General features: G+C 71.8%; 4 protein-coding genes and 1 pseudogene. 2 read left to right on the top strand and 3 right to left on the bottom strand.

Annotation, left to right across the window (positions count from 1 at the left end; translation table 11 throughout):
* Window positions 1-230, bottom strand: a pseudogene (locus tag HET64_RS36245) (hypothetical protein); the annotation flags it as partial.
* Window positions 227-892: a response regulator transcription factor gene (locus HET64_RS36240; protein WP_215111486.1), complete on the bottom strand. Its 666-nt coding sequence runs from the start codon at window positions 890-892 to the stop codon at window positions 227-229. The gene HET64_RS36240 and the pseudogene HET64_RS36245, both read right to left, overlap by 4 nt.
* A gap of 242 nt (window positions 893-1134) precedes the next feature.
* Between HET64_RS36240 and HET64_RS36235 the strand changes: the two genes are divergently transcribed.
* Together HET64_RS36235 and HET64_RS36230 are read left to right on the top strand one after the other, a co-directional pair.
* The gene (locus tag HET64_RS36235) at window positions 1135-2559 is read left to right on the top strand and encodes an ABC transporter permease (RefSeq protein WP_215111485.1); all 1425 of its coding nucleotides are present in this window, start codon (window positions 1135-1137) and stop codon (window positions 2557-2559) included.
* 2 nt (window positions 2560-2561) lie between these two features.
* The gene (locus HET64_RS36230; protein WP_215111484.1) at window positions 2562-3269 is read left to right on the top strand and encodes an ABC transporter ATP-binding protein; all 708 of its coding nucleotides are present in this window, start codon (window positions 2562-2564) and stop codon (window positions 3267-3269) included.
* 97 nt (window positions 3270-3366) lie between these two features.
* On the opposite strand, the gene HET64_RS36225 is transcribed toward HET64_RS36230, so the two are convergent.
* Complete coding sequence (locus HET64_RS36225) at window positions 3367-4695, bottom strand: LPXTG cell wall anchor domain-containing protein (RefSeq protein ID WP_215111483.1); 1329 nt, start codon at window positions 4693-4695, stop codon at window positions 3367-3369.
* Window positions 4696-5248 lie beyond the last annotated feature (553 nt).

The raw sequence follows: 5248 nt of genomic DNA, 5'->3' as shown, positions 1-5248 counted from the left end.
GCGGTGGTCCCCCCGGGGTCGGCGGGCGGGGGCGTGCCGGGCAGCCGGTCCGCGGTCCGGCCCGGGACGGACTCGGACCTCTCCATGGGGGTGGTGCTGAGGTCGTAGGACGGCAGGAACCGCATACCGAGGTAGACCGCCGCCACCATCAGGGCCCCGGAAACCACCAGGACGCCCGCGAAGCCGAGGAACAGCCGGGTGTGGATGCTGACCCGGCGTTCCCCGGTCACGGGCGTCCCGCCAGGTAGTAGCCGGCGCCGACCGCCGTGTGCAGCAGCGGCGGCTCGCCCAGCTTGCGGCGCAGGGTGTGGACCACGAGGCGCACCGCGTTGGTGAACGGGTCGGCCGCCTCGTCCCACGCCTTCTCCAGCAGGTACTCCGCGCTGAGCACCCCGCCCTCCGCCCGCATCAGCAGCTCAAGGACGGCCAGTTCCTTCGGCGTCAGCCGGATCTCCCGGCCCGCCCGCTCGGCCCGTCGTCGGTGGGTGTCCAGCGTGAGGCCGGCGACGGCCAGGGTCGGGGCGTGCGCGGGGGCGCCCCGGCGGTAGAGCGCCCGGAGCCGTGCCACCAGCTCCGGGAAGTCGAAGGGCTTGGGGAGATAGTCGTCGGCCCCGAGGCCGAGGCCCGCGACCTTGTCGCCGAGGCGGCCCGCCGCGGTCAGCATCAGGATGCGGCAGCCGGGGTGCTCCGCCACCGTACGGCGGCAGACCTCGTCCCCGTGCACGCCGGGCAGATCGCGGTCGAGGATCACGATGTCGTAGTCGTTGACCGTCAGCTTCTCCAGGGCCGCTCCACCGTCGTGGACGGTGTCGTACGAGATGCCCTCGCGGCGCAGCCCCAGTCCGATGACCTCGGCCATGAACTCCTCGTCCTCGACGATCAGCACGCGCATCGCCGGTGTCGCCTCTCCTCTCGCGGGGTGGCGGGCCCGCCCGCCGGAGCGGATGGCGCCACTTAACGGTGTATGTCCCCCATGCGTCCCACGGTGGGCGCGTCCCTCATGCCTATCAGAGCCCGCATGTGGACGACGTATGAGAGACCGTCCGGCGCGGTCCGCCGCCGAACGCTGCCGATAACGCCCGATTCGTAGCGTGAGCCGTCCGTCCGTCGCCGACCGTGAAGAGAAAAGATTCCATGAACCTGTTCAAACGGGCCTGGTGGCGTCTGACCGCCACGCCCGGCAAGGCGCTGATGCTGACCGGCCTGTTCTTCGTCATCTGCGCGCTGGTCCTGTCCGGCTTCCTCATCCGGTCGGCGGCCGACCGCGCCGCGGCGGACGCGAAGCGCACGGTGGGCGCGGTGGCCACGCTGTCCCTGGACATCAACGCCCTCATGGCTGCGGGGCAGGCCGAGAGCGGTGGCGCGAACGGTCTGCGGATCGACGCCTCCGACCGGCTGCGCAGTGGGCAGGCCGATCGCCTCGGCGCGTCACCGGCCGTCACCGGTTTCAGCTACAAGGTGGAGTCCGCCGGGCAGCCCACCGACCGGCTGAAGCTCTACCGCGCCGTGGAGCCGCCGCCCGCCACCGACACGGAGTCGGGCGACTTCTTCAGGATCGACGGCGTACGGGATCTGGCGGCGACGCCCTCGTTCCGCAACGGCACCTCGAAGATCGTCGCGGGCAAGGGCATCGGGCCGGACACCGGGAGCGGCGTCCTCGTCCTGGAGAAGCGCCTCGCCGAGGCGAACAAGCTGAAGGTCGGCGACAAGGTCACCGTGCGTCCCTTCCGCGGCGACGGCAGCACGCCCGAGCCGGAGGAGTTCACCGTCGGCGGCATCTACGTCAACGACACCGCCTCCAGCAGCCATTACGTACCGGCGCTCGCCGAACCGGGCAACGTGATCCACGCGTCCCCGGACGCGGCCGGCGCGCTCTCGGCGATCACCCCGACGGACGAGGGCTCGGACATCCAGGAGGCCACCTTCACCCTGCGCTCCCCGGAGGACCTGCCGGAGCTGCGGAAGGCGGCCGAGGAGCTCGGCCTCGACCCGGAGATCTATCCGCTCGCGGTGAACGACAAGCAGTACCAGCAGCTCGTCGGCCCCATCACCCGGACCGCCGGTTTCGCGACGCTCACGGTGTGGCTGGTCTCGCTGGCCGGTCTGGCGGTCGTGTCGCTGATCGTGGCGAGTGCGCTGCGCGAGCGCCGCCAGGAGCTCGGCATCCTGCTGGCCATGGGGGAGCGCAAGCCGCGGCTGCTCGGCCAGCACCTGGTGGAGATCGCCGCCTGCGCGCTGATCGCCATCGGGCTCGCCGTGCCCGCCAGCCAGGCCCTCGCCGCGACCGTGGGCAGCGGGCTGCTCGCCGGTGAGGTCTCCGAGGCGAAGAAGGACAGCAGCGCCGAGCAGCAGAACGATTACGCCAACTCCATGGGCGCGGCCCCGGAGGAGGAAGAGCCTGCGGCGGAGCCCATCGACGCACTGGACGTCCGGCTCACCGCGGGTGACGTCGGCAGGGTCGGCGCGGCCGGTCTGGGCATCGCCGCCGCCGCCACCCTCGTACCCGGCTACCGGGTCCTGCGCCTGAAGCCCCGCCAGATCCTCACGAAGGGCGACTGACCATGCCGCACACCGACCCGGACGGCGACGACCGGACTCCGGTCCTTCAGCTCGTCGACGTCAGGAAGAGTTACCCCGTCGGCAACCGCGCCCGGGAGCGTACGGTCCTCAAGGACGTCAGCCAGGACTTCGAGCAGGGCCGCATGTACGCGGTCGTCGGACCTTCCGGCAGCGGCAAGACCACGCTCCTGTCGCTGGCCAGCGGCCTCGACGCGCCCAGCGGGGGCACGGTCCGCTTCCGGGGGCAGGAGCTGGACCGGCTGGGCCTGGACACCTACCGCCGACGTCACGCGGCCACGGTGTTCCAGTCCTTCAACCTCCTCGGCTATCTGACCGCCCTGCAGAACGTCACCTCGGCGATGGAGATCACGGGCGCGGCCCGGCGCGGCCGCAAGGACCGGGCACACGAGCTCCTCGGCCTCCTCGGCATCGCGGAGGAGGACCGCCACCGCGGGATCCAGCAGCTCTCCGGCGGACAGCAGCAGCGGGTGGCGATCGCCCGCGCGCTGGCCTGCGAGGTGGACATCCTCTTCGCCGACGAACCCACCGGGAGCCTCGACCAGGACACCGCGGCCGACATCGTCGAGGTGTTGCGCAAGCTGGCGCACGACGACGGCAAGTGCGTCATCGTGGTGACCCACTCGGCGAAGGTGGCCGACGCGTCGGACGAGGTGCTGCACCTCAAGCGGGGGAAGCTGTCCCGGCGTTGAGCGGGACGATGCCCTGAGACGACGAGAGGGGGCGGAGACCCGTACGGGTCTCCGCCCCCTCAGCGCTTCGGTCCTTCAGCGCACTTCCGCTTCACCGTCAGGCGTCGGAACCGGCCTTCCGGCGACGGACGACGAACACCGCCGCCGCGCCGAGCACCACGGCCGCACCGCCCGCGAGAGCGATCGAGGTCGTGGCGGAGGACGAACCGGTGGCGGCGAGGCTGCCGTTCGTGCCCGTCTTCGCCGGGGTGCCCGACGTCGAGCCCTGCGGCGTGTGGCCGGAGCCGTTGCCGCCGGGCTTCGTGGACTTGGAGGGCTTGGGCTTGGCGTCCTCGGTCTTGCCGGGCTTGCTGCCTGCGGCCTTGACGTCGAACTCGTACATGTCCGCGCCGGGCGTTCCGCCGCAGGAGCCGTCCTCGTTGTAGAAGTCGGCCGCGACGAAGGCGACACCGTTGCCGGCCGGGGTGGCCTTGTCGAGGGTGAGGCGCAGCTTCACGTCGGTCCGGGCGCCGGGCTTCAGCGCACCGACGCCGTCGATGTAGTCGTCCTTGACGTTCTTCCACTTCGGGGACGACTCGGTGGACCACTGGAGGCGGAAGAACTTGCCCGTGTCCTTGAGACCGGTCTTGTCGGTCGCGTGGACTCCGACGTACGTGATGATCTCGTCCAGGTGCCGGTCGGAGCCGTTGGTCATCCGGAGCGTGAAGTCGGTGGTCTTCCCGGCGACGAGCTCGTTCGGCAGGCCGGTCACCTTGGCGGTGAGGTCGTCCCCGGGCACGCAGTCCTCGCCCTCGCCCTCTTCCTCCTCCGCCTCCTTGATGGCCTTGGCCAGCGCCGCGTCGGCGGCGATCTTCGCGGCGAGCGCGTCGTCCTGGGCCTTGTCGGCCACACTGGCGGCGCGGGCGGCCGCGACCCGTGCGTCGTCGACCGCCTCGCCGGCCTCGGCGGCCTTGGTGTCGGCGGCGGTCTTGGCGGTGGCAGCCGTCGCCGCGGTCGCCTCGGCCTCCAAGAGAGCGGTCGCCGCGGCGGTCTTCTGCTCCTCGGTGGCGTCGGCGGGCAGGTCGCCGATGGCTGCTTTCGCGTCGGTCACTGCCTGGTCGGCGGCGTCCTTCGCGGCTCCGGCGTCCTTCGCGGCCTGCTTGGCCGCGTTGGCGGCGGCCACGAGGGGGTGGCTGTCCTCGGACAGTTCCTTGAGGGCCTTCCGCACCGTGATCTGGGCCTCGTCACGGGCCTTGACGGCCTCTTCGTACGCCTTCTGCGCCGCGGCGGCGGCCGCCTCCAGCTCCTTGATGGTCGGCTTGCTCGCCTTGTTCTGCGTCTGCGTCACCGGCTTGGGGTCGGCGAACGCGGGGGTGACGGAGAGCAGCACGACGGGGGCGGTCACGGCGGCGGCGACAGCGGTGGCGAGAGCGCGGCGAATCTTCACATGATCCCTTGGGTCGGGTCCGAACGGCGGAAAACGCTGAGGGGCGGCTGCCACGGCGGAACGATCACGCGGGCGACCTGTGCCGATCGTATGGGGATCCTGTGAGGGAGACGGGGGATTATTTCGCTCCCGGGGGCGGGGCGGCGTCCCCGGGAGCGGACAGACGTCACCAAAGCGTGCAGTTGCCCTCGGATTCCAACTTTTCGCTGTGACGAAAGCCATGCGCCCGTGCTGTCCGTGCCCCTGCGCTCCGCCCGGCCGGCCCGGGCGGAGCGCATCGTTCCGTCCTCCTACGGCCGTCCACCCGGAACGGGGGGCCGGGTTGACGGGTCGGAGTCCATCGGTGGCGCTTCCCTCGCGGTGGGCCCGGGCGCGAGGGCGATCCCGGCGGCGAGCGCGCCGAGAACGACGGCTGCCACCGCGAAGCTCCACGGCGTGACGCTCACGGCCTCGCCTCCGGCCGCCCGAGCGTGAACCAGACGACCTTGCGCCCGGGGTGCCGACGGTCGCCCCCGCGCGTCCCCCAGGCCAGCGCCAGGCTCTCCACCAGGAC

Origin of the sequence: Streptomyces sp. McG3 (assembly GCF_018619185.1) — a bacterium.
In the GTDB taxonomy this organism is placed as follows: domain Bacteria; phylum Actinomycetota; class Actinomycetes; order Streptomycetales; family Streptomycetaceae; genus Streptomyces.
The sequence above is the reverse complement of the archived record's forward strand: the minus strand, read 5'-3'. Positions and strand labels throughout refer to the sequence as shown.

Excerpts from the sequence above, each read along its gene's own strand:
- HET64_RS36240 (WP_215111486.1), bottom strand. The coding sequence starts at position 892 with ATGCGCGTGCTGATCGTCGAGGACGAGGAGTTCATGGCCGAGGTCATC.
- HET64_RS36235 (WP_215111485.1), top strand. The coding sequence starts at position 1,135 with ATGAACCTGTTCAAACGGGCCTGGTGGCGTCTGACCGCCACGCCCGGC.
- HET64_RS36230 (WP_215111484.1), top strand. The coding sequence starts at position 2,562 with ATGCCGCACACCGACCCGGACGGCGACGACCGGACTCCGGTCCTTCAG.